Annotated in this window: 20 protein-coding genes and 1 pseudogene; 6 read left to right on the top strand and 15 right to left on the bottom strand. The window is 61.3% G+C overall.

Annotated elements, in window-relative coordinates:
• The 5 genes and pseudogenes from AF71_RS21575 to AF71_RS21555 all read right to left on the bottom strand — a co-directional run.
• A pseudogene (locus tag AF71_RS21575) lies at nt 1-135 on the bottom strand (IS481 family transposase); the annotation flags it as partial.
• Between the two features lie 78 nt (nt 136-213).
• Entirely contained in the window at nt 214-429 is a 216-nt protein-coding gene (locus AF71_RS21570; protein WP_018856554.1) for a hypothetical protein, read from the bottom strand.
• A complete protein-coding gene (locus AF71_RS21565) occupies nt 426-1,118 on the bottom strand; it encodes a GNAT family protein (RefSeq protein WP_113470627.1) in 693 nt (230 codons plus the stop codon). Before AF71_RS21565 ends, AF71_RS21570 begins: the two co-directional genes overlap by 4 nt.
• A gap of 70 nt (nt 1,119-1,188) precedes the next feature.
• Nucleotides 1,189-1,899, bottom strand: a complete 711-nt coding sequence (locus AF71_RS21560) for a tellurite resistance TerB family protein (protein ID WP_113470626.1) — start codon at nt 1,897-1,899, stop codon at nt 1,189-1,191.
• Nucleotides 1,900-2,006: 107 nt separating this feature from the next.
• Nucleotides 2,007-2,645 (bottom strand): 2-dehydro-3-deoxy-phosphogluconate aldolase, encoded by a 639-nt coding sequence (locus tag AF71_RS21555; RefSeq protein ID WP_018856551.1) that lies wholly within the window; start codon nt 2,643-2,645, stop codon nt 2,007-2,009.
• A gap of 155 nt (nt 2,646-2,800) precedes the next feature.
• On the opposite strand from AF71_RS21555, the gene AF71_RS21550 reads away from it, so the two are divergent.
• From AF71_RS21550 to AF71_RS21540, 3 genes are read left to right on the top strand one after another with little or no spacing between them, the layout of a single operon-like run.
• Nucleotides 2,801-3,289, top strand: a complete 489-nt coding sequence (locus tag AF71_RS21550; RefSeq protein WP_018856550.1) for a CYTH domain-containing protein — start codon at nt 2,801-2,803, stop codon at nt 3,287-3,289.
• Entirely contained in the window at nt 3,267-4,232 is a 966-nt protein-coding gene (locus tag AF71_RS21545; RefSeq protein WP_113470625.1) for a CHAD domain-containing protein, read from the top strand. The genes AF71_RS21550 and AF71_RS21545 overlap by 23 nt, the downstream gene beginning before the upstream one ends.
• Entirely contained in the window at nt 4,229-5,170 is a 942-nt protein-coding gene (locus tag AF71_RS21540) for a rhodanese-related sulfurtransferase (protein WP_018856547.1), read from the top strand. Before AF71_RS21545 ends, AF71_RS21540 begins: the two co-directional genes overlap by 4 nt.
• On the opposite strand, the gene AF71_RS21535 is transcribed toward AF71_RS21540, so the two are convergent.
• From AF71_RS21535 to AF71_RS21525, 3 genes are all read right to left on the bottom strand, one after another.
• Nucleotides 5,171-7,381 carry an EAL domain-containing protein gene (locus tag AF71_RS21535; RefSeq protein WP_113470623.1) on the bottom strand — a complete coding sequence of 737 codons (2,211 nt, stop codon included), beginning with the start codon at nt 7,379-7,381 and terminating at the stop codon, nt 5,171-5,173.
• 166 nt (nt 7,382-7,547) lie between these two features.
• The gene (locus AF71_RS21530; RefSeq protein ID WP_169682969.1) at nt 7,548-8,096 is read right to left on the bottom strand and encodes an NADPH-dependent FMN reductase; all 549 of its coding nucleotides are present in this window, start codon (nt 8,094-8,096) and stop codon (nt 7,548-7,550) included.
• Between the two features lie 43 nt (nt 8,097-8,139).
• Nucleotides 8,140-9,513, bottom strand: coding sequence for a GH1 family beta-glucosidase (locus AF71_RS21525; protein ID WP_026371714.1), 1,374 nt, complete (start codon nt 9,511-9,513; stop codon nt 8,140-8,142).
• A 169-nt stretch (nt 9,514-9,682) separates the two neighbouring features.
• Here AF71_RS21525 and AF71_RS21520 point away from each other — a divergent pair, with 169 nt between their 5' ends.
• Both AF71_RS21520 and AF71_RS21515 read left to right on the top strand, forming a co-directional pair.
• Nucleotides 9,683-10,648, top strand: coding sequence for an acetylxylan esterase (locus tag AF71_RS21520; protein WP_169682964.1), 966 nt, complete (start codon nt 9,683-9,685; stop codon nt 10,646-10,648).
• Nucleotides 10,645-11,373, top strand: a complete 729-nt coding sequence (locus AF71_RS21515; protein WP_018856542.1) for an alpha/beta hydrolase-fold protein — start codon at nt 10,645-10,647, stop codon at nt 11,371-11,373. The genes AF71_RS21520 and AF71_RS21515 overlap by 4 nt, the downstream gene beginning before the upstream one ends.
• A 17-nt stretch (nt 11,374-11,390) precedes the next feature.
• On the opposite strand, the gene AF71_RS21510 is transcribed toward AF71_RS21515, so the two are convergent.
• The 4 genes from AF71_RS21510 to AF71_RS21495 form a co-directional block, all read right to left on the bottom strand.
• The gene (locus AF71_RS21510) at nt 11,391-12,992 is read right to left on the bottom strand and encodes an ABC-F family ATP-binding cassette domain-containing protein (RefSeq protein WP_018856541.1); all 1,602 of its coding nucleotides are present in this window, start codon (nt 12,990-12,992) and stop codon (nt 11,391-11,393) included.
• 236 nt (nt 12,993-13,228) lie between these two features.
• The gene (locus AF71_RS21505) at nt 13,229-13,612 is read right to left on the bottom strand and encodes a hypothetical protein (protein ID WP_018856540.1); all 384 of its coding nucleotides are present in this window, start codon (nt 13,610-13,612) and stop codon (nt 13,229-13,231) included.
• Nucleotides 13,613-13,738: 126 nt separating this feature from the next.
• Complete coding sequence (locus AF71_RS21500; protein WP_018856539.1) at nt 13,739-14,926, bottom strand: Gfo/Idh/MocA family oxidoreductase; 1,188 nt, start codon at nt 14,924-14,926, stop codon at nt 13,739-13,741.
• 114 nt (nt 14,927-15,040) lie between these two features.
• Nucleotides 15,041-16,093, bottom strand: a complete 1,053-nt coding sequence (locus tag AF71_RS21495) for a sugar phosphate isomerase/epimerase (RefSeq protein ID WP_018856538.1) — start codon at nt 16,091-16,093, stop codon at nt 15,041-15,043.
• Between the two features lie 285 nt (nt 16,094-16,378).
• Between AF71_RS21495 and AF71_RS21490 the strand changes: the two genes are divergently transcribed.
• A complete protein-coding gene (locus AF71_RS21490; RefSeq protein WP_169682962.1) occupies nt 16,379-18,157 on the top strand; it encodes a tetratricopeptide repeat protein in 1,779 nt (592 codons plus the stop codon).
• A gap of 64 nt (nt 18,158-18,221) precedes the next feature.
• Here AF71_RS21490 and AF71_RS21485 read toward each other — a convergent pair whose 3' ends face one another.
• The 3 genes from AF71_RS21485 to AF71_RS21475 form a co-directional block, all read right to left on the bottom strand.
• Nucleotides 18,222-19,169: a substrate-binding domain-containing protein gene (locus tag AF71_RS21485; protein WP_016556996.1), complete on the bottom strand. Its 948-nt coding sequence runs from the start codon at nt 19,167-19,169 to the stop codon at nt 18,222-18,224.
• A gap of 88 nt (nt 19,170-19,257) precedes the next feature.
• Complete coding sequence (locus AF71_RS21480; RefSeq protein WP_113471952.1) at nt 19,258-20,262, bottom strand: ABC transporter permease; 1,005 nt, start codon at nt 20,260-20,262, stop codon at nt 19,258-19,260.
• Nucleotides 20,263-20,342: 80 nt separating this feature from the next.
• Nucleotides 20,343-21,866, bottom strand: coding sequence for a sugar ABC transporter ATP-binding protein (locus tag AF71_RS21475; protein WP_018856535.1), 1,524 nt, complete (start codon nt 21,864-21,866; stop codon nt 20,343-20,345).
• Nucleotides 21,867-22,029: the final 163 nt, after the last annotated feature.

Raw genomic sequence — 22,029 nt, 5'->3', positions numbered from 1 at the left:
CTCGCGCCATTTGGCCACCGTCTTCGAGTTCAGGCCGTAGCGGGCGGCAAGGGACCGGGTACTTTCTTGCGACGCTTGGAGTTCGGCTCGAAGACGCGGCGTCGTGCGGGCGCTGCCGTGAAGAATACTTCCCATAATGCATCCTCTTCCTGACGACTCAGGTTCAATGATGCACCATCACACTCAGGGACTACACACCTAGAGCCTACGGCGCTATTTACCGCGCTGGCGCTGATATCGCGCCCTCAGCCAGAAGACGACGAAAAAAGCCAGAACCAGGCACGCGCCGACACCAGCCGCCAGATACGGCGAGTAGCTGCCAAGTGCGAGAATGATGGCCGGCATGAAATAGAGCACGAGGCCGGCGGCCATAAGGATGATGGCCGCCGCAATTGCCTGCGAACGGCCTTCCGATCTCGGATCCGTCACTCTGTCGATTCCTTGGTCAGCTCGGCGCGGATTTCCTCCAGCCGCCGCTTCTGCTTGCCGTCTGCATCAAAATTGCTGGGAGACAGCCAGGCCTCGAACGCTGCGTTCAGGACAGGCCATTCGGAATCGAGCATCGAAAACCAGGCCGTATCGCGATTGCGGCCCTTGGAAATCATGTGCTGGCGGAACACGCCTTCGTAGGTGAAACCGTAGCGGGCCGCCGTCGTCTTGCTCGCCTCGTTCAGATTGTCGCATTTCCACTCGTAGCGCCGGTAACCGAGATCCTCGAAGACATGCTTGGCCATCAGATAGTGAACTTCGGTGGAGAGCGGCGAGCGCTTCATGTCGGAACCGTGCGCGACGCCGCCGACCTCGACCACGCCATTGGCCGGATCGGCCCGCATGTAGTTCGCCATGCCGACGATCTTGCCGGAGCTGTTGTCTCGGAAGACATGCGTCAGCCAACCCGATTTGGCGACCGACTGAAGCCAGGCGGCGAAGTCCTCGGTACCTGTAAAATCGGGCTGCGAGAAGTAGCGCAGCAAGGGATTGATGGCCATGCCGCCAAGTCCGTCCCACAAAGCCTGCAGATGCTGCTCGCGGACATAGGGTTCGACGGTGACAAAACGCCCCCTGAGGGTCACCGGCTGGGGTGCCGGACAGCCCTTGAAATTCGATAGATCGCGCATACGCTCCTCCGGGTAAGGAGACATGGCTTAGGCCAGCCGCCTGGGAAAGGCAACTGGCCGAATGATGCTTTTAGAGGCTGACCTTGGCGGAGGACACCGTCGCCTCGATGTGGTCGACCAAAGCATCGGGAAGGCCAAGGCGACCAGCCAGCAGGTCGAGATAGCCGCGCTCGGCGCGCGAATCCGGCTCAATGGTCAGGCGTGACGCGGTGTAGAGCTCCACCCGCTGCTCCTCAGTCTCGGCGGCGGCAACCAGTGCGTCGAGATCCGTCGGCAGCGACAACTCCCGTTCGATGAAGAAGGCGGCTTCGGCGGCGACATCCGCGGCCCTGATCTTCTCGAGGATGAGGGCGCGTTCGTCATCGTTGACATGGCCATCGGCCTTGGCCGCGGCGATCATGGCGCGGATGAGAACGAGTACGAATTCGTTGCTTTGGGCGGGGGAACCGGTGCTGAAGCCGGAGTCAGCGGGGGGCGGCAGCACGGCCGTCCTTGGTGGGGGCGCATCGGACGGAGTAGCCGGCGCCTGCCCTGCCTGATAATTCTTATAGGCCTGATAGCCGAGACCCGCGATCGCAGCGAGACCGCCGATAGTAAGCGCATTGCCGGCAATGCTGCGTCCAGCCTTGGTCCCGAGCAGAACGGTTGCCAGCGCACCGGCTTTCCACGGATTGTCCTTGGCCATCTGGATCGCGTCGCCCGCCCGGTCCTTGACGGTACCGCCGACACCCGGCACCTGCGAACCCAGAAACTGCTCAAGAAGCTTCTTCGCGTCGATCATTCCTCATCATCTCCCTGTCTAGAGGCCAAATGGGAGATAGGTGCTGACGCCCAAAATACAAATGCAGGCGGAAATGCCGCCTGCATCAAATGCCGTTTATCCTGGAATCAAGCCTTCAGTGCAGCGGCTTCCGACGCGAGCTTGGTGATGCCGGCCCAATCGCCCGCAGCAACCAATTCCTTCGGAGCCACCCAGGAGCCGCCGACGCAGATAACGTTCGGCAGCGACAGGTAATCCATCGCATTCTTCAGCGAGATGCCGCCGGTCGGGCAGAAGACTGTACCTGCGAGCGGCGAAGACAGCGCCTTGAGATAGGCAGCGCCGCCAGCCTGTTCTGCCGGGAAGAACTTCAGCACCTTGTAGCCTTCCTCGCGCAGCGCCATGACCTCGCTTGCGGTCGCAGCACCCGGCAGCAGCGGAACGGAGGAATTGCGGGCCGCATCCAGCAGCTCCTGCGTCGCGCCCGGGCTGACGACGAATTTCGAGCCGGCAGCGACCGCGGCATCCCAATGGGCGGCGTTGAGAATGGTGCCGGCACCCACCTCAGCGCCTTCGACCTCGTCGGCAACGGCGCGAACGGCATCGAGGGCGGCTGGCGTGCGCATGGTGATTTCGATCGCCTTCAGGCCGCCTGCGACAAGAGCACGCGCCAGCGAAACCGCGGACTTGACGTCATCGACGATCAGAACCGGTACAACAGGCTGAAGTTTCAGGATGGAAAGGAGCTTTTCTGTCTTTTCGCCCATGGCCGCGTGATCCTTTTGAAACGATTGAATTCGGGTCTCGAAATACCTCCAAGGGTGCGCTTTGTCGAGACAAAACCTATCCTCGTAACAGAATGGGTACCCATAGCGGGAAAATTAGGCTAGCGTAATAAAATCGTCACAAAAGGTCATCGGAAATGGCGAAAGAAATCGAGCGGAAGTTTCTAGTACGCAGCGATGCATGGCGTTCCGAAGCCGAGACGAAATCGAAGCTACGGCAGGGCTACATTGCCTCCATGGACGACCGATCGGTCCGCATTCGTGTGCTGGATGACAAGAAAGCACGGCTGACGGTCAAGATAGGCCGCAGCACGATGACGCGCGACGAATTCGAGTACGATATCCCTGTTGGCGACGCTGAAGAGCTCTTGAAGGAGGCAGTCGGCATTGTCATCGAGAAGACGCGCCACCGCGTCCCCCATGATGGTTTTGTCTGGGAGGTCGATGTCTTCGCCGGCGAGCACCACGGACTGGTAATCGCAGAAGTCGAAATGGATTCGGAAGACGACAATCCAACGCTGCCCGCCTGGATCGGCCGTGAAGTTACAGGTGATTTCCGCTACTCAAATCAGGCCCTTGCCACCGAATTCGAGCACGATAGGCATGCCTTTTCGCATACGGCCTGACCACCATCTCACAGACGAATTTCGTAGAGCGGCCGCTGGCCACCTGCGAGAGGCGATAGACATTATTGAAGAGAGGCCGAATGGCACGCACGAGGCCATCCATGACTTCCGCAAGAACCTGAAACGCGTTCGCTCGCTCTATCGCCTCGTCGCCAGGGACATCCCGGCCTTTCGCGAGCGGGAGAACGCCAGGCTCCGCGACGTCGCCAAATCCGTCTCCACAATCCGTGATGCCGCGGCGCTGATCGACACTGCCGTCTACCTGAAGGAGAACGCGCGCGATGCCGAGGAGGGTGAGACACTCGGCCGCATCGTCTCTGCACTCGAGATGCGCCGCGATCGTATGCTTGGGGCCGCCGAGAGCGGCCTGGAGCAGCGGCTATCGGAAATACCCGGCATGCTTGGGGAGGCCATCGCCGCGCTCGACACAATCGAGTTCAACGGCCGTCAGAGCAAGAATGCGCGACTGATCGCCAAAGGCTGGCGAAAAACCGTCCGCGGAGCGCAGAAAGCAATTGCCTCCTGTCACGACGAAGCCTCGGCGGAAACCTTCCATACATTGCGCAAACGGACGCAGGACTACCGCGCCTATCACACTCTTCTCCGCCCCCTGTGGCCGACGGCAATGAAGGCGAAGTACGAAGCGGCCAGCCAACTCGTTGATCTGCTCGGTCACGTCCACGATCTCGATGTGCTCTGCGAACTCGTCGAGGCAGAGCCGCACCTTTTTCCGGGTGCGGACGATCTCGCCCGTCTGCTCGACGCCATCATCTTCCGCCAGCAGGAAGATCGGAATGCAGCGCTGGACCGTGCCGAGGATGTGTTCCCGAAAGATTATGACAAGGAAGCGGACCGGATCGCGCTGCTCTGGAGGGCCGTTGCTAACCGCGACGATCCCGCCGATTGCGTTCGCGGGCCGAAACCTGTATTTCCAGCCGCATGACAGACACGCTGACCCAACCGACGGCAGCGGCGAGCCCTTTTCTCGTCGCGGCGCTTTACCATTTTGTTTCCGTGCCGCGCTTCGAAAGCCTGCGCGAGCCGCTGCAGGCACTTTGCGAAGACAATGGCGTGAAGGGTACGCTGCTTCTGGCGCACGAGGGGATCAACGGCACGATCGCCGGACCGGACGCGGGCATCAAGACAGTGCTCGCCTACCTGTGCGCGCAGCCGGAATTTGCCGCGCTCGAGCACAAGGAAAGCCACGCATCGAAGATGCCATTCCTGCGCATGAAGGTGAAGCTCAAGAAAGAGATCGTCACCATGGGCGTCGAGAACATCGATCCGAACAAGGTGGTCGGCACCTATGTCGCGCCGCAGGACTGGAATGCGCTGATCTCCGATCCCGACACGATCGTCATCGACACGCGCAACGACTATGAGACGGCAATCGGCATCTTCCGCGGTGCTGTTGACCCGAATACGAAGACCTTCCGCGAGTTTCCGGACTGGGTGCGCAACAATACCGGCCTGCACAACAAGCCGAAGATCGCCATGTATTGCACCGGCGGCATCCGCTGCGAGAAGGCAACCGCCTTCATGAAGGAGCAGGGCTTCGAGGAGGTCTATCACCTCAAGGGCGGCATCCTGAAGTATCTCGAGGAAGTCCCGCAGGAAGAAAGCCTCTGGGATGGCGCCTGCTTCGTCTTCGACGAGCGCGTCTCGGTCGAGCATGGCCTAAAGGAAGGCGAACACAAGCTTTGCCACGCCTGCCGCAATCCGATAACAGCTGAGGAGATCACCTCACCTCACTACGAGGAAGGCGTTTCCTGCAGCAACTGCTACAGCACGCGCAGCGAAGACGACCGCCTGCGCTACCGCCAGCGGCAGCATCAGATCGCGCTCGCCAAGAAGCGTGGCCAAAAGCACATCGGAACCTGATTAGGCGGCGTTGGTGCGGCGGGTGGTGACCTTTGCCGCGCGCGACCGCATCAGCCGTTCGGTGATCTGATCGGCCGGCATCGGCCGGCCAAAGAAGTAGCCCTGTAACGTATCACAGCCGAAGAGCCGCACCGCTATGCCCTGCTCTTCGGTCTCGATACCCTCGGCCGTGACCGGAATGTCGAGCGAGCGGGCAAGTGCCACCGTCGCCTGCAGCATTTCGCGTTGGCTGTCGCTTTCCAGGATGTCCATGACCAGCGAGCGGTCGATCTTGATGCGGTCGAAGCCGAACTGGCGCAGGTAGCCGATGGAAGAAAAGCCCGAGCCGAAGTCGTCGAGCGCAACCTTGACGCCGAGTGTCTTCAGTCGCTCGATCGCCTGCCGGGTACGCTGAGGGTTCTGGATCATGTAACCTTCGGTGACTTCAAGGGTCACCCGCTTGGCCTCGATCTCCGTCTGCTTCAGCACGTATCGGACATAGTCGACAAAGGCCGGGTTACGGAACTGCCCCGGAGAAACATTGACCGAGATGCGCAGTTCCGGCCATTGCTTGGCTGTCTCGCAGGCCTTGCGCAAAACAAAGAGCCCCAGCGCTTCGATAAGCCCGCTGGTTTCCGCAATGGGGATAAACACTTCAGGCGAGACCGGCCCGTGACCCGGGCGGTTCCATCGCACCAACGCCTCGACGCCCGTCATTTCATGGGTCGCAGCATCGATCAGCGGCTGATAGGCAATCTGCAAATCACCGCCTTCGATCGCCATGCGCAAATCGAGTTCCAGCGCATTGCGCTCGGCCCGGTCGGCGTCCATGGCTGGATCGTAAAGCGTCATGCGTGCACGGCCGGCTTCCTTGGCCTTGTACATGGCAAGGTCAGCCCGGCGCACCAGTTCCTCGCGGTCGATCGCACCACCCTCCGACATGGCGATGCCGATGCTTGCACCGATGACGACGACGCGCCGGCCGATCTCCAGCGGTTCTGCGAGGAAGTCCAGGATCTGCTCGGAAAGCTGCAGGGCAACGGCGTGCTCACTCTCGGAGACAAAAGCGATGGCGAACTCGTCGCCGCCGATGCGGGCGAGCACGGCGCCCACAGGAATGAGCACGTTGAGGCCAGCTGCGACCGCGCGGATCAGCTGATCGCCGGTGCCATGACCATAAGCGTCGTTGACTTCCTTGAAGCCGTCGAGATCGAGATAGAGGATGAGCACATTGCGATGCGTTTGCGCTGCCTCGGCAACGAAGGCGTCGATCGCGGTTCCAAGCCCATCTCGGTTCAACAGGCCGCTCAACCGGTCACGATTGGCTTCCTCTCGGGCAATGATTTCCTCGGCCTTGAGGCGGCGTAGCGCCAGCCAACCGATGATGAGCAGAACGATGAAGAACAAGCCGACAAGTCCGAGTGCCTTGACGACCATCGGACGAACTTCGCCATAGCCGATATCGCCGGGCCCCCGCGACAGCCAGATGAGCTTGCCGAGCATGGCCGCTTTGGCGTCGGCGATCGCCACCGAATACGGGGCTTCGAAATCAGGGGCGACCAGCTTCAAACCGTCGACCACATAGGTCGCGCCAAGTTCGGCCACCCTCTCGGAACCTAGGTGGCGGGCAAAGATGAGATAGCGATGTTTTTCTGCCGGCATATCGAGCGCGCCGGATTTCTCGCGCACCAGCGCGACGCCGACCGCCGCAATACCGGATTTGGTATCGACGAAACCTGTCGCCTCCGGGTTGTCCTGCAGGCCCGCCGCTTTCACCTTGTCGAAGAGTGACCAGAGCGCGGGCGAGAAGAAATCGTCCAGCGCGCCTTCCATCGGCTTGCCTTCCTGATAGGCCATGATCGACTTCTTCTCGTCATCGATCACGATTGCCATATCGAAGAGGGCGCTGTTGACCGACATTTCGCCGTAGTTGCTGATCGTCCAGGCCATGCCATCGGCGGCATAGACGTTCACCGCGGCATCGTCCCAGGCTGCATAATCGTTGAGCGTCGCGCCCAACTGCATCTCGAAGGTCTTCAGGGCGCCGGAGACAGTTTCACGGGAGCGCTCGTCATCCAGCACGTTGGATCGATCCGCAACGCGCTCGAGCGCGCTCAACACGAGCGTCGTGACAATTGCGACAACAATGGCAAAGGAGAAAAGCACGCCGGCGACCGTCGCATGACGACCGATGCCCGATACTTTCTTGTTGCCCCCGAAAATTGCCCGCATTCATTGCTCCCCGATCACGGAAGTCTGCCAGCTAGGGCTCAAAAAACGGTTAAGGGATCGATGTAACGATTAATCATCGGCGATTTTTTCGCCATAACCGCTAGCCCCCAAAACGTCAGGAAAATACATTGATTACGCAATGTTTTCCGCAACTTGACGGAATGAGTCAGACGCCAACGCGATTGATTGCAGCGCAGAGTTTTACAAGCACAGATACGAGAAGCCCGCTTTTCACGGCTTCGGCAAGGACGTCAGATTGTCCGCCATCCGTCTTGCCAAGCAACGAGATCTTTAGAAAAGCCTCGTCGACAAGCCGCAGCGACATCGTCTTCAGTACTTCGGTCAACTGCTCGAGGGCGAAATCGCCGCGATGCGAGGCATGCGCAATCATTGCGGGCTTGAACGGCACTTCGTCGCGGGAAACGAGCCAATCAAGCGCGTTCTTCAATCCCCCGGGCAGGCCATGGGCATATTCCGGACATGCGACGATAATGCCGTTGGCCGCACGGATCTTGGCTGCAAACTCTTCGACGATCGCTGGCGTGTTCTCGCCCTCGCGGTCCGGGTTGAAGATCGGCAGCTCGCCGATCAGCTCGCAGATCTCGACTACGACGCCTGCGGGCGCATTATCCCGCAGGGCTTCGAGCAGCCGGCGATTGGTCGAAGCCTTTCGCTGGCTGCCGCAGAGCGCATAGAGGAAGAGCGGCTTTTCCATGCGCACGGTTTAAGCCACGGCGCCGATTCGCGCCATGCGCTCGTCAGCTGCTCTTGTGGTTGCCCTTCGGGAACTGTGCCGCAAGTTCGCTGTACCACTTGCCGCTCTTCTTTACCGTGCGGACCTGGGTCTCGTAATCAACATGCACGAGGCCGAACCGCATCCGGTAGCCCTCGGCCCATTCGAAATTGTCCATCAGGCTCCAGGCGAAGTAGCCGCGCATCGGATACCCGTCCTTGATCAGGTCGGCGACGGTATCGAGGTGCTCGCTGTAATAGTCGAGGCGCGGCTGGTCGTCGACCTCGCCGTTGACGACGTCCATGTTGTAGCAGGCGCCGTTCTCGGTGATGTAGCACTCCGGCAGCTCGTAGCGGCGATAGAGATCCTCGACGACGTTCTTCAGGCCAGGCGCATATACTTCCCAGCCGATATCGGTCTTAAAGTCGCTGACGCGTGGCGCCTCGACAGTCCAGGGGAAGTCGCCGTTCTTTGCCGGATCATCAGCAACTCGCAACGGCGTGTAATAGTTGAGGCCCCACCAGTCGAGCTTCTGATTGATGATCTTGAGATCACCCTCTTCCACAACGGGCATGCGCTCGCCGAGTGCTTCCAGGAACTCCTTCGGGTACTCGCCCTTGAAGACCGGATCGAAGAAGGCGCCGTTGTGGAACTGGTGCGCGCGTTCGCCAGCCGCAATGTCGGCAGCGCTGTCGGAGCCCGGCATGACGGACATGGCGTTGAGCACGAGGCCTACAGGCACGTTGGGCGCTTCCGCGCGGATCGCTTCGACGCCGAGGCCATGCGCGAGATTCATGTGGTGCATGGCGTGAAGCGCTGCCTGCATATTGCGTTCGCCCGGCGCATGAATGCCATAGAGATGGCTGAGCCAGACGATGCACCATGGCTCGTTGAAGGTCGCGACGCTATCGAGGCGGTCGCCGAGGCGGGCCATCACTGTCTTGGCGTAGCGCTGGAATGCATAGGTCGTCGAGCGCGCCGTCCAGCCGCCGTCGCCGGCGAGAAGCAGCGGCAGATCCCAATGGTAAAGCGTTGCGAAGGTCTTGATGCCACGCGCCTTGCAGCCATCGACGAGACGATCGTAGAAATCGAGGCCCGCCTCGTTTACCGGGCCGGTACCATCAGGAATGATGCGCGGCCAGGCGATCGAGAAGCGGTAGGCGTCGACGCCCATGGACTTGATGAGATCGAGGTCCTGATCGAGCCTGTTATAGTGATCGCAGGCGACATCGCCATTGTCGCGGTTGAATACGCGACCCGGCATGTTGCAGAAGGCATCCCAGATGGAGGGCTTGCGGCCGTCTGCCTTGGAAGCGCCTTCAATCTGAAACGCCGCCGTCGCAACGCCGAACGTGAAATCGCCCGGGAAGCGGGCAGCAAGGGTCTTCGGATCGATCATGAAAATCCCGTTCTTCATGGTTTCAAGAGGCGGTTTAGCCAAGCGGACCGATGTTGTACAGCGTGGAAATGACAATGCTGTAACGTTTCAGGTTAGCCGTTCCGGGGGCGCCTTGCGCATCAGGCGCTCCCGCCTTGCATTGCGCGCCCTTTCGCGAAACAACCCTCCCATGAGCATTCCCACCACACACCCCTTCGCCTTTAACCCCACCTACGGCATGACCCTTGCCGACCTCCGAGCGATCGTTCCGCCCGAAGCGCCGCCGGGGTTCGATGCGTTCTGGCAGGCCCGATACGAAAGAGCGATCGCCACCGACCCGCAGCCGGTGCTTCGAAAGAGCAGCCTGACGCATCCCGACTGGCAGGTCCTCGACATCACCTACACCTCGACCGGTGGATTCGAGATCGGCGGCTGGCTGCTCCTGCCACGGCGGCTGCCGGTGCGCCGCGGATTGGTGGTGGGCCACGGCTATGGCGGCCGCGATGCGCCCGATTTCGACCTGCCTGTCGAGGAAGCTGCCATTTTCTTCCCCTGCGCCCGTGGCCTGTCGCTCAGCGCCCGCCCGCCCATTCCGGCCGATGCGTCGGGGCATGTCCTGCAGGGTATCGACAACCCGAACACCTACATCATCGGCGGCTGCGTCGATGATCTCTGGCTTGCCGTCTCGTCGCTTCTCACACTTTATCCATGGCTCTCAGGCCACATCGGCTACAGCGGCGTCAGCTTCGGCGGCGGCATCGGCGCGCTGGCGATCCCGTTCGATCCGCGCATCGATCGCGGCCACCTCGTCGTCCCGACCTTGGGCGACCGGGAGCTATGGCTGACGCTACCGACCGTCGGCAGCGCAGATTCCGTGCAGACATACCAGACGACACATGGAAGCGTTCTCGAGACCCTGCGGATGTTCGACGCAGCCAGTGCCGCAAGCCGGATCGAGGTGCCGATGCTCGCAGCCGTCGCCCTCTTCGACCCCGCCGTCGCGCCGCCCTGCCAGTTCGCGGTGGCCAACGCCCTTCCGACATCAAAATATAATGAAACCTTCATATTGGATGCGGGGCACTTCGATTATCCCGGCAGCACTGAGCAGAACGCGGTACTGCGCGAGAAAGTCCGAGATTTCTTCAAGGTGTTATGAACCGGGAATATCTGCGCTGGCATAGTCCACGCCTGCATCGCGAGATGGAACTGCTGGTGTTCGGCCATGCCGGCGCCAAGGTCCTGATGTTTCCGACCCGCGAGGGACGTTTCTGGGAATACGAAAGGCTCGGCGTGGTCGAAAGCCTTTCCGACAAGCTGCAAGCCGGCCAGCTGCAGCTCTATTGCATCGAGGGGCTGGCCACAGAGACCTTCTACGGCTTCGACCGGCATCCGGCTGACCGAATCCGCCGCCACACGGCCTTCGAAGACTATATCCTGAACGAAGTCCTGCCGCTGATGGCATCGAAGAACGGACATGAGTGCACCATCGTGCATGGCTGCAGCCTCGGCGCCTTCCAGGCCGCCAGCCTGGTCTTCCGGCATCCGCATCTGTTCCGCAAGCTGGTTGCCTTCTCCGGCCGCTACGACCTGACGATCAGGGTCGACTCCTTCGGCGATCTGTTCGACGGCTATTACGACGACACGGTCTATTTCCACACGCCGACGCACTTCCTGCCGGGGCTAAACGGCGGCTGGCAGCTGGATAAGCTGCGCGAGGTCGAGATCGTCCTGACCATCGGTGACGCCGACCCCTTCCTCGACAACAACTATCACCTCAGCCGGCTGCTGGCGGAGAAGCAGGTCGGCCACCAGCTGCATGTCTGGGAAGGCCGCGCTCACCGGGCAGGCGCCTGGCGCAAGATGGCCGGCCTTTACATCTGACCCCGCACCCGGCCCGCCTAGAGAAGAAGCTCTTCGCCAAGCGGAAGCTGAAGCAGACGCGATATGCCGATATTCTCCAGAAACACCTCGTCGTGGCTGACGACAAGCAGCGCTCCGTCATAGGCCTGCAGCCCCGCTTCTACGGCTGCAATGGAATCGATATCCAGATGGTTGGTCGGTTCGTCGAGGATGAGCAGCGGCGGCGGCTTTGCGCCACCGAGAACACAGGCAAGACCGGCGCGCAGCAACTGCCCGCCCGAGAGCGTCGACACCTGCTGCAGGGCGGCATCCGCCCGGAACATGAAACGCGCCAGCGCCGCACGGCAGGCATTCTCATTGGCCTGGGGATTGAGATTGCTAAAATTCTCGCGGATCGACAACGATCGATCGAGCAGACTGACACTCTGATCGAACAGTGAAAAGCCGGTCATGACGGAAACGGTCCCGGACCACGGCTGCAGCACGCCTGTGATCAGCGCCAGCACTGTCGTCTTGCCGGAGCCGTTCGGCCCGGCGATCGCGACGCGATCGGGGCCGGTCATGGCAAAAGAGAGGTTTCGGATGATCGGCGCCTCGGGCCGATAGCCCGCGGTGACGCGCTCCAACCGCAAGACATGCCTGCCGGGCGGCAACCCGGTTGACGCGAGTTGCGCTGAAAAGGGCTGCAGGATCTCGATCCGCTGCCGCGCCGCGGCCGCCTCCTCCATCGCCTCCTCGCGGCGTTTTTCGCCAAGGCGAACCTTGTTGCCGCTGGTGTTTTCCGCCGCCCGCTTGAGGCCACCGGCGACGATACGCGGCATATCGCTTCTTGCCGCCTTCTTGCGGCCGTTGCGATCGCTGCGGGCCTGTCGTTCCGCCGCGACCTGGGCGCTGCGGACCACATCGGCAACACGCCGCTCCGCGTCCGCGAGGTCGTGCTCGGCGGCGGCGAGCTCAAGCGCCTTGCGCACCTGAAAGGCGCTCCAGTTTCCACCATATCGCCGGGCACCGAGGCTGGTGATCTCGACGATCGCATCCATGGTATCGAGCAACTCCCGATCATGGCTGACGACGATGGCGCCGGCGCGCCAGCCGGAAAGCAACGTGATGATAGCCTCCCGCCCATCCCGGTCGAGATTGTTGGTCGGCTCGTCGAGGATCAGGAAATCGGGATCGGAGAAGACGAGGGCCGCAAGACCCACACGCGTCCGCTGGCCGCCGGAAAGCGAGATAAGCAACGTCTCCGGTTCTGCGTCCAGCCCGACGCGTTCGATCGCCGCGGCGATACGCGCCTCGATCGTCCAATCAGCAATGGCGAGTTCGTCGGCAGTGGCGTCGCCAGCTTCGGCGCGGCGAAGGATTGCGAGCGCATCACTGGCATCGAAGAGATCGGCGACCGTTGCCCCCTCCTCCACCTGGACCGACTGGCGCAGGATGCCGAGCCGTCCGCCAAAGGCAATGCTGCCGGATTGCGGCTGCAGTTCGCCAGAGACGAGCTTGAGCAGCGTCGTCTTGCCGACACCATTGCGGCCGACAAGACCGGTTCGCTCGGCGCCGAAGCTCAGATCGAGATGGGAAAGAAGGGGTCGCCCGTCAGGCGTGGACCACAACAGATTGGATAGGGTAATGGATGCAGGCATGGATAAAGGACTCCCGAATGGCAAGGCGAGCTGGCGTTGCGATCGGCGTGGAATCCATTGCTGCACACATCCTGTTGGTATTGGCGATGGCCGCAATCTAGGCGGGCAGAGGGCTGAAATCAAGGCGATATCGGGTGGAACCGCAAACCGGCGACGGTCCGTGCCTGACCTGGCCACCCTTTGCCGGATAAATCGAAGCGGGCTTGCACTTCGGCGTCTCAATGACGCCGTGCTGGTTAGGGCCCCTTCGCTGCGTCCTTGACCTTCACGGCCATTGTCACTGCGGCATTCACGAGGATTTCGTTGCGCCCACCGCGATTGAGATCCACGCTGCTGGTGAGGTTGGTGATCTGGCAGCTTTCGGCCAGTGCCTGCAGGATGAGATCACATTGCTCGCTAGCCATCGTGTAGAGCCCTTTCTGGGCTGCCTTGATCTGTTCACCGATTTCCTGCCCGACCTCAACAGGCACCGAGAGGGACATCGTCGTCTGCACCTTGACCGTGCCGAGAGCACGCTCGCCGGCGTAGAAGTTCGGTGCGCGGTTGGGGACTTCCTGCGACAATGCCGGAAACGCAGCGAGCGCAAACGCGCATGTCAGAACTTTGGCAGAAACTTTCATCGACCATCTCTCCATGTGGTTGCGCGCATTTTCTGCCATAGCATTGTTAAACGACAATGAGCGCGCATCCTAATATTCTAGGAAACGCGCTCATTAGTTTTATCCGTCAGAGTAGTCGAGTGAGGATCAGACCTTGACCCAGGCACCGTTCTTCTTCGAAGAAGCCACACAGGCTTCGACGAAGGCAACGCCCTTCACGCCGTCATCAACGGTCGGGTAAACGACGGCCTTGTCGACCGCCTTGCCCTTCTTGTGCGCGTTGATGGCGTGCGCAGCTTCCGTGTAGATCGTCGCGAAGGCTTCGAGATAGCCCTCCGGGTGACCGGACGGGATGCGCGAAACGCGGGCCGCCGCCGGGCCGGAACCGGCGCCGTTGCGGGTGATCAGGCGCTTCGGCTCGCCGAACGGCGTAAACCACAGATAGTTCGGATCGGCCTGAACCCATTCGAGACCGCCCTTGGTGCCATAGACGCGGACCTTCAGACCGTTCTCATGGCCGGGGGCCACCTGGCTGCACCAGAGCATGCCCTTGGCCGCCTTCTCCGACCCCTTCGCCTTGAAGCGAAGCATAACGTGAGCGTTGTCGTCCAGCCGCCGGCCGGGCACAAAGCTGTCGAGATCAGCAGCCAGGCTGTCGAGTTCGAGGCCTGATACGAAGGACGCGAGGTTATAGGCATGCGTGCCGATATCGCCGGTCGAGCCGCCCGCACCCGACTGCGCCGGGTCGGTGCGCCACACGGCCTGCTTGGCGCCTGTCTGCTCGACGGCCTCGGTCAGCCAATCCTGCGGATATTCGGCCTGGACGATCCGGATGTCGCCGAGTTCGCCATTGGCGATCATCTCGCGTGCCTGGCGAACCATCGGATAGCCGGTGTAGTTGTGCGTGAGGATGAAGAGAGCGCCGCTCTCGTCGGCGACCTTCTTCAGCTTCTTGGCGTCGGCAAGGTTCGAGGTCAGCGGCTTGTCGCAGATGACGTGAATGCCGCGACGCAGGAATTCCTTCGCGGCGTCATAGTGCACATGGTTCGGCGTGACGATCGAAACCGCCTCGATGCCGTTCTTCAGCTTGGCTTCGCGGATCGCCATCTCGCGATAGCTGGAATAGGTGCGCGACGGATCGAGGCCGAGGTCGCGGCCCGATGCAATCGCCTTTTCCGGCGTTGACGACAGCGCGCCTGATATCAGATCGTACTGGTCGTCGATGCGGGCCGCGATGCGGTGAACGGCGCCGATGAACGCGCCGGCACCGCCGCCGACCATGCCGAGACGGATGCGCGGTTCGCGCGCTTGTTCTGTAGATGCTTCAATTGCCATTGGTTCCTCCTGAATTTGCGTAGGGCAGAAACAGCCCTTCCCTCGGTCGGCTGGGGAAGGGAGAGCCCTTCCCGCTGCGTTCCAATCAGCCCTCCTGTCGAGAGGGCCGCGGCCTCAGAGACCGAGCATGCGGCGGTTGGCCGCCTGGTCCGTACCTCCCGCTGCGAAGTCGTCAAACGCCTTCTCGGTGACGCGAATGATGTGCGCCTTGACGAACTCGGCACCTTCGCGGGCGCCATCCTCCGGATGCTTCAGCGCGCATTCCCATTCGACCACGGCCCAGCCGTCGAAGTTGTTGGCCGTCATCTTCGAGAAGACCGCGCCGAAATCGACCTGGCCGTCGCCGAGCGAACGGAAGCGGCCGGCACGCTCGACCCAGCCCTGGTAACCGCCATAGACGCCCTGGCGACCGGTCGGGTTGAACTCGGCATCCTTGACGTGGAACATCTTGATCCGGTCCTTGTAGATGTCGATGTTGTCGAGGTAATCCAGGCACTGCAGCACATAGTGCGACGGATCATAGAGCATGTTGGCGCGCGGATGGTTCTTCACGCGCTCGAGGAACATCTCGAACGTGATACCGTCGTGCAGGTCTTCGCCCGGATGGATTTCGTAGCAGACGTCGACGCCGTTTTCGTCGGCATGGTCGAGGATCGGCGTCCAGCGCTTGGCAAGCTCGTCGAAGGCGGTTTCGACAAGACCGGCCGGGCGCTGCGGCCACGGATAGATGAAGGGCCAGGCGAGCGCGCCGGAGAAGGTCGCATGTGCCTTGATGCCGAGGTGCTTGGACGCCGTCAGCGCCATCTTGACCTGTTCGACAGCCCATTCCTGACGCGCCTTCGGATTGCCGCGCACCTCAGGTGCTGCAAAGCCGTCGAAGGCTTCGTCATAGGCCGGATGCACGGCGACGAGCTGACCCTGAAGATGGGTGGAAAGCTCGGTGACTTCGACGCCGTTCTTGCGTGCGACGCCGGCGAATTCGTCACAATAATCCTTCGAGGACGCTGCTTTCTTGAGATCGATCAGCTGGCCCGCCCAGGTCGGAACCTGCACGCCCTTGTAGCCGATGTCGGCTGCCCATTTGGTGATCGAATCCCACGAATTGAAAGGCGCGGCATCGCCCGCGAACTGGCCAAGGAACAGGCCTGGACCTTTGATCGTTTTCATGTCAATTCCTCCCTAAAAGATGACCGTAAACGTTTTTGATAGTGTTCTAGCACGCGATTTGAAGTCTGCAAGCCGATTTCGGCGAAACTACAAATCTTCCCCACCGGGCGGAGATCGAAGGCGGCCGACTTAACCACGGTCGGTCTCGGGCTGCAAGATGTACGTACCGCATTTCTCGTCGCCACACCGTCACGATGGGGACGCCGGCCGGCGAACCCATCGCTTCTTACTGCGGTGGACATCGCGCAGTGCCGTGTTACTGTCTTGAAACCAGGAGGGTGGCGCATGACGCGGCGTCTGGCAGCAATCTTGGATGCTGATGTAGTCGGCTTTTCCCGGCTGATGGGCCTTGACGAAAGCGGCACTTTCGCAATGCTGAAAGCGCACAACAGCGAAGTCATTGTCCCCAGCATCGGCAGACATCATGGGCGCGTGGTCAAATTCGTCGGCGACGGCACGTTGGCTGAATTTGCGAGCGTCGTCGATGCCGTCGGCTGTGCCATGGACATCCAGAGAGCATTGCTTGCGCTGAATGAGGCCGTCGAGCCGGATCGGCGCATGTTGTGGCGCATCGGCATCCACGTTGATGATGTGCTGGTCGAAGACGAGGACATCTTCGGCGACGGCGTGAATGTCGCCGCAAGCCTGCAGGCGCTGGCGCCTCCAGGCGGCATCTGCGTCTCCCAGCAGGTCAATGACCAGATCCGGTCGAAGCTTGACTTCAGGGCGATTGATTTCGGCAACCGCAAGCTCAAGAACATCGAGCGACCGATCCGTGTCTGGCGGTGGACGGCGGAAAGCGAACCGCCCCCCTCGCCTGCCGCGCCGAAGGATCCGGTCACAGGCCCCGTCCGCAATCGGCCCTCCATCGCGGTGCTGCCCTTCAGCAACATGTCGAGCATCGAGGGCCAGGAACATTTCTCGGATGGCTTCACGGACGAGCTGATCGCCACGTTGGCGCGCTGTCGCTGGCTGCTGGTCGCAGCCCGTAACTCGTCGTTCAGCTACAAGGGCCGGCAGGCCAATGCGCAACAGGTAGCGGAGGACCTTGGCGTCAAGTACGTGCTGGAAGGCAGCGTGCGCCGCGCGGCAGATCGCGTTCGCGTCACCGCGCAATTGCTGAACGGCACGGATGGCACGCTGCTCTGGGCGGAACGCTACGACCGGACGCTGGCCGACATCTTCGAGGTTCAGGACCAGCTTGCCTCGGAAATCACCGGCACGATCGAGCCGGAACTGGGCTCCATCGAATTCGCCGCCCTTCGTGGCCGCACGGTGTTCGACATGGATGCCTGGGAAATCTACCTGAAGGGCCTCTGGCATCTCTATCGGTTCACGCTTGATGAATTGAAGACCGCCAAGGCGCTCTTCGAGCAGGCAATCAGTATTGACCCGACGTTCGCGCAGGCGCAGGCGCGACTGGCTTATGTTCACATTCAGCTCGGCTGGTATGGCCCCCTCAATGAACGCGCGGAGCGGATCTGCGATGCGATCGAGCTTGCCGAACGCGCGATCATATCCGACCAGAGAGAACCCGCGGCGCACCTCGCCCTGGGAAGGGCGCTGGCGCTTGATGGCGCGACGGAGGCCGGGCTTGTGCATCTGCGCAACGCCTTGCAGCTGGACCAGAGCTTTGCGCAGGCTCACTTCGCGCTCGGTCAGGTCCTCTGCTACGTCGAACGCCCTGCGGAAGGCATAGAGGAGATCAAGGAAGCGTTTCGGCTCAGTCCTCGCGACCCGCATCTGTGGACCTTCCATAACGTTCTCGCCATCGCAAACTATCAATTGGGCAACATGGCGGAAGCGGCCAAGGCAGCGCGCGCATCGCTCCGCTCGCCGAACGCCACCTTCTGGCCAGCGATCTTTCTGGCTGCCGCCCTCGGAAGGGTGGGTGGCGAAACCGACGAGGCGCGAGAAGCAGTTGCGAGGCTTCATCGCTTCCGGCCGGGGATGACCTGCACTGACGCCCGCCGAGAGTTCTATTTCGGCGATAATCCCGTCATGACCGAAGCCTTCATCGACCGCTGCATCACGGACCTCGCCAAGGCCGGCCTGCCGGACTAGCAAGCGACACTGTCAAAGAAAGGCGCCCGTCCTGTCGAACGGGCGCCGCATTAGATTCTTCGGATCAGAACGGAGAATCCGGGAAGTAGAAGTCCTTCGCATTGTCCTTCGTGACAAGCGTCGCGTCGAGGACGAAGGTGCCGCGAACCGGAACCTGGCCGTAGAGACCAGCAGCCGTCAGCTCCATGGCCGTGCCAACCATTGCCGGCGGATAAAGAACGTCGACCGGGATCAGCTTGTCGCCGTCCATGACCTTCTTGACCATGTCCTTGGAGCCGGCGCCGGCGACAACATACTTGATGTCGGTACGCTTGGCCTGCTCGATCGCCTGCAGCACGCCGACAGCCATGTCGTCGTCCTGGCACCAGACCACGTCGATCTTCGGGTACTTCGTCAGATAGTCCTGCATGACCTTGAAGGCATCGTCGCGGTTCCAGTTACCGTACTGGCGGTCGAGAACCTTGACCTTGGAGCCGGCAATGCCCTTGTCGAAGCCGTCCTGGCGCTGCTGATCGATCGGGATAGGCAGGCCGCGAATGACGACGACTTCGGCGTCCGGCGTCTGCGCAGCGATGTACTTGCCAGCGACTTCACCGAGCGCCGGGTTGTTGCCAGCGACATAAAGGTCACGGACGGTGTCATCGTTGGTCGAGGGCGCACGGTCGACGAGCGCGACGTACTTGCCCTTACCTTTGACTTCCTTGATGGCGTTGACGAGCGGATCCGGATCCGACGGCAGGATGACGAGGGCGTCGATGCCCTGTGTATCAAGGTCCTGCACAGCGTTCGCCTGGCTGGCGGCATCCGGCGAAGTCTTGACGATGACGTTCAGGCCCGGATGCTGTTCCATCAGTTTCTTGGCGATGCGTTCGGCGTGGAACACGACGCCCGAGGTCCAACCATGGTCGGCTGCCGGAATCGAGACGCCGATGGTGAACTTCTTGTCCTGTGCGTATGCGGTACCCGCCAGCGTGACGGCCGCAACCGCAAGACCCAACATGAGTTTGCGCATTCTATTTCCTCCCAATAAACGTCAGGGACTTTTCCTACCCGTCAACCGGACGCCCTGTGATCCCGGCCAATTCCTGGAACCAGTCCGCTTACGATTTGCGGACCAGCGAGCGCTGCACCAGCATGGCGATGATGATGATCGCACCCTGGATCGCACCGATGAGATATTCGCTGATGAAGTTCGACAGCAGCATGATGTTACCGACGAGTTCGAGAATGAAGGCACCGCAGATGGTCCCCCAGACGCGGCCAGCGCCGCCCTTGAGCGCCGTGCCGCCGACGACTACGGCGGTGATCGCCTGCAGTTCCCAGAGAATGCCGGTTGTTGCCGAGGTCGAGCCGAGGCGCGGCACATAAAGCAGCACGGCGATGGCAACGCAGAGCCCCTGGATGACAAAGGCGATCGTGCGCACGCGATTGACCGCAATGCCGGAGTAACGCGCGACATCACTATTGGAACCGACAGCAACGACATGGCGACCATAGCGCGTGCGGTAGAGAATGAAGGCCGCAACGGCAGTAACTGCCAGGATCACGACGATCGGAACCGGCACGCCGAAAATGCTGCCGAAATAAGCCGGACGGTAAAGCGTCTGGATGTCGGCCGACCGCAGCGTGATCGCGCCGCCTTGGCTAAGCCATGTCGTCAGGCCGCGATAGATGCCCATGGTGCCGAGCGTGGCGATGAACGGCTCGATCCTGCCGACCGTGGTGATCAGACCATTGGCCAGTCCGCAGAGCGCACCGGCGACGAGCGTAAACACGACCGCGGCCGCCAGCATCAGTGTCGGGTCGGCAATCACGCCGGAATTCATCAAAAGGATCATCAGGCTGGCGACAAAGGCCACCATCGAGCCGACGGACAGATCAAGATCGCCTGCGGAAATCACGAATGTGGCGCCGACAGCGATAATTGCGATAAAGGCGCAGCGCGTCGCGACGTTGGCGAGGTTGGTGATGCCGATAAAGTTCGGATTGACCAGCGCGCCGACGATCAAGAGCAGTATCAGGGCTGCAAAGGGCGCGACCGCCCTGAGATCGATATCCCGCCAGGGGCGACGGCTGATTTCCCTGGTCTCCTCGTTCACACTCATCTCCAAACCAACCTCCCGCCCTCAATTCGATGGGCATCATACCTTTACGGCGCGCCGAGCGCAGCGCCTCCCCGCCACCGTCAGGCGGCTTTCTTCTTCAATCCGGCGGCGTAGCGCATGATCTCCTGCTCGGAGATCTCGTCGCCCTCGAGCACACCGACGATCCGTCCCTCGCGCATCACGGCGACGCGCGTGCAAAGGCCGATCACCTCCGGCATCTCCGAGGAGACGACAATGATGGATCGACCGTCGCGCGCCAGCGCGGAGATGAAATGATAGATCTGCTGCTTGGTGCCGACGTCGATGCCCCGCGTCGGCTCGTCGATGATGATGATCTCGGGCTCGGTCTCCATGACCTTAGCAAGCAGCAGCTTCTGCTGGTTGCCGCCCGACATACGCCCGGCAACGATGTTGGTGTCGCGAACCCGGATATCAAAGCGCCGCCTTGCCTTGGCGAGCGCCTGCGCCTCGCTGCTCGGGCTGAGATAGCCGTGTCGCGAATGCTGGCCGAGCGATTGCAGCGTCAGATTGGTCATCATGCCGGAGCGCAGAAGCAGGCCCTTCGACTTCCGATCCTTCGTCATGTAGGCAAGGCCGGCGCGATTGGCGGCATGTACATCGCCTGACGGAATCGATTCACCGCCAATGTGGACCTCGCCCGCGGCACGGTTCCGAAGCCCGGCGACCGCCTCCATCAGCTCCGTGCGACCGGAGCCAATCATGCCTGAGAAGCCGATGATCTCACCCTTGCGGACCTCGAAGCTGGCATCCTGAACATAACCCGTCGAGACACTTTCGACCCGAAGGACGATTTCCTCGTCGACATTGGGCTCGACCTTGGTCGGATAGAGACTTGAAAGCTCGCGCCCGACCATCAGCTGCGCGATGGATTCGCCGTCGAGCATCGCCGTCGGCGCAGTCTTGACCCACTGGCCATCGCGCAGCACGGTCACCCGGTCGGTGATTTCCATCACCTCGTCGAGCTTATGCGATACGAAGATAAAGCTTGTTCCCTTGTCACGCAGCTTGCGCACCTGCCGGAACAGGAAGTTCGTCTCTTCGCGCGAAAGCACGGCTGTCGGTTCATCCATGATGACGACGCGGGCATCGCGACTGATTGCCTTGGCGATTTCCACCATCTGCTTGTCGGCGATCGACAATGTGCCGATGATGGCATTCTCGTCGACATGCGAACCGAGCAGATCGAGTGCCTTGCGGGTCTCGGCGCGCATGTGTTTGCGGTCAAGCACGCCGAACCGCGTGACTTCGCGGCCAAGGAAAAGGCTCTCGGTCACCGTCAGATGTTCGGCAAGATTGAATTCCTGGTGGATGAGAACGATGCCGAGCGCTTCGGCCGCGCCGTTGGCCGGCAAGACGACCGGCTGGCCGTCGAGCAGGATCTCGCCCGAACTCGGCTGCTCGAAACCGGACATGACCTTGACCAAGGTCGATTTGCCCGCGCCGTTTTCACCCATGAGAGCATGGATCTCACCGGCACGCAGATCGAAATTGACACTGAAGAGGACTTGCACGCCGCTGAACGACTTGCAGATGCGCCGCGCGGACAACACCACGGGCGCGGTGTCGGCAGAATCCACACTCATTGACTGATTTCCTCCCTGCGGCTCCCATCCGCTTGAAGCCATATGTAAACCTTTACACGACGTATGTAAAGGTTTACATCATTGTTACACACAGATCTGCAGGTCGGCGCGTTTGACCTCCCGGCAAGTCTGTGTAGTGTCGCGGCGAAGGCATCCCAAGGCA

The organism is Rhizobium sp. 57MFTsu3.2 (genome assembly GCF_012932765.1).
Taxonomy (GTDB): Bacteria; Pseudomonadota; Alphaproteobacteria; order Rhizobiales; family Rhizobiaceae; genus Rhizobium; species Rhizobium altiplani.
This window is presented reverse-complemented; position numbering and strand designations above follow the sequence as displayed.